Raw genomic sequence first — 2,309 nt, 5'->3', positions numbered from 1 at the left:
GCCGAGCCCTCCGTGCCGTCCACCTGGAACTCGACCAGCTCGTCGCGGTTGACGCGCACGGCCCACGACGAGTTGATCTGGGCGATCGCGCCGCCCTCCAGCTCGAAGATGCCGTACGCGGCGTCGTCGGCGGTGGCGGCGTACTCCTTGCCCTGCTCGTCCCAGCGGGTGGGGATGTGGGTGGTGGTCTGCGCGTTGACGGTCCTGACCGCGCCGAGGATGCCCTCGAGGACGTAATTCCAGTGGCAGAACATGTCCGTGGTCATGCCGCCGCCGTCCTCCTTGCGGTAGTTCCACGACGGGCGCTGGGCGGCCTGGTGCTCGCCCTCGAACACCCAGTAGCCGAACTCGCCGCGCAGCGACAGGATGCGGCCGAAGAAGCCCTCGTCCACGAGACGGCGCAGCTTGACCAGGCCCGGCAGGTACAGCTTGTCGTGCACGACGCCGGCGGTGACGCCGGTCTCCTCGCGCAGGCGGGCGAGCTCGACGGCCTCGGCCAGCGTCTCGGCGGTCGGCTTCTCCGTGTAGACGTGCTTGCCGGCCTGCATCGCCTTGGTGAGGGTCTTGGCGCGCAGCGACGTCATCGAGGCGTCGAACACGATGTCCGTGGCCGGGTCGGCGACGATCCCGTCGAGGTCGGTCGTGTACTCCGTGACGCCGTGCTTCGCGGCCAGCTCGGCGAGCTTGGACTCGTTGCGGCCCACGAGGACGGGCTCCACCTGCACGCGCGAGCCGTCGGGCAGCTCGACGCCGCCCTGATCGCGGATCGGCAGGATCGAGCGCACGAGGTGCTGGCGGTAGCCCATGCGGCCCGTGACGCCGTTCATCGCGATGCGCAGCGTGCGCGTGGGTGTGGTGCTCACTCGGGACTCCTTCGTCGGTGCGTCTCGGCGGGGGCTGCGACGCGATGGCGGAATGCGCTTTCCATCAAGTTAGGCGCTGCCGCCGCCGCCCGTCAAGCAGGAGCCCGGAGCGGCTCGCTCCGCGGCGGGTGAAGACCCGGGCCGGTTGACACTCCGGAGCCCTCCGTGTTTCCTATAGGAAACACGATTCCACGATCGACGGAGATCTCCTTGCGCACTGCGGACACCTGGCCCATCGCCGCCAACATGCTGTCCTTCGGCTCCACCGCGGCCGACGGCACCCCCAACGTCGACGCCCCCGCCGAGTCCTGGCGCGGGCAGCTCCAGCAGGTCGCCGACCTGGGGTTCGCGGACGTCGACCCCACCGACGCGTGGCTGTCGATCGGGGAGATGACGGACGCCCGGTTCGCCGAGCTGCTCGTCGTCCTCAAGGAGGTCGGCCTCGCCGTCCCGTCCGTGTCGACGACGCGCCGGAGCGTGGTCGACGCCGCCCGCGGCGAGGAGTACCTGCGCTTCGGGCACACGATCATCGACCGCGCACCGGCGCTCGGCGCCGAGGTCGTGAACTTCGGCTTCATGCAGGCGCTCACGCCGGCGCAGGAGAAGGCGCTCTGGTTCTGGCTGGCGGAGGGGCACCGCGACGACCTCGCCGACGCCGAGAACCGCGACCTGGCCGTGCGGCGCATCCGCGAGCTCGCCGACCACGCGGCCGAGGTGGGCGTGCAGGTCAGCCTCGAGATGTACGAGGACACCTACATCGGCACGCCGGACCTGGCCGTGCGCTTCCTCGAGGACGTCGACCGCGACAACGTGGGCCTCAACCCCGACCTCGGCAACCTCGTGCGGCTGCACCGCGAGATCGAGGACATCCCGACGATGTTCGCGAAGGTGCTGCCGCACACGAACTTCTGGCACATCAAGAACTACACGCGCGACGTGGACCTGGCGACGGGCGCGTACGCGACCCACCCGACCCCGCTGGTGCAGGGCGTCGTCAACTACCGCGTGATGATCCGGCAGGCGCTCGAGCTCGGCTTCGAGGGCGTGTTCGTCTGCGAGCACTACGGGTCGGACAGCCTCGGCGTCGCGGCGCTCAACCGCGAGTACATCCGCGGCGTGCTGCGCTCCGCGGGGCGCTGAGCAGGCCCCTCCGGCGCCCCGCGCCGCCCCATCCCGTCACCGCACGAGCAAAGGTGCTGCCCCCATGACGTACGTCCACAACCGTCCCGAGGACTTCGCCCGCGAGGCGCTCAGCGGCCTCGTCAAGGCCCACCCCGGCGTCCTACGCCGCGTGCCCGGCGGCGTCGCGCGCGCCGAGGGCACGCGCCCCGGCAAGGTCGCCGTCGTCGTCGGCGGCGGCTCCGGCCACTACCCGGCGTTCGCCGGGCTCGTGGGGGAGGGCGTGGCCGACGCCGCGGTGTGCGGCGAGGTCTTCGCCTCCCCGTC

The 2,309-nt window shown here is 71.3% G+C and carries 3 protein-coding genes; 2 read left to right on the top strand and 1 reads right to left on the bottom strand.

What is annotated here, in order from left to right; translation table 11 throughout:
- Window positions 1–827: Gfo/Idh/MocA family protein (locus ACFWEK_RS20885; RefSeq protein WP_430555285.1), on the bottom strand; the 827-nt coding region annotated here is incomplete at its 3' end.
- Between the two features lie 246 nt (window positions 828–1,073).
- On the opposite strand from ACFWEK_RS20885, the gene ACFWEK_RS20880 reads away from it, so the two are divergent.
- Window positions 1,074–2,003, top strand: a complete 930-nt coding sequence (locus ACFWEK_RS20880) for a sugar phosphate isomerase/epimerase family protein (protein WP_430548057.1) — start codon at window positions 1,074–1,076, stop codon at window positions 2,001–2,003.
- Between the two features lie 64 nt (window positions 2,004–2,067).
- A partial coding sequence (locus ACFWEK_RS20875; protein ID WP_430555284.1) for a dihydroxyacetone kinase subunit DhaK occupies window positions 2,068–2,309 on the top strand: 242 nt, incomplete at its 3' end.

This window comes from Isoptericola sp. NPDC060257 (assembly GCF_042726645.1).
GTDB classification, from domain to species: domain Bacteria; phylum Actinomycetota; class Actinomycetes; order Actinomycetales; family Cellulomonadaceae; genus Isoptericola; species Isoptericola nanjingensis.
Note: the sequence above shows the minus strand (reverse complement) of the source record. Positions and strands in the feature narration are given on the sequence as shown.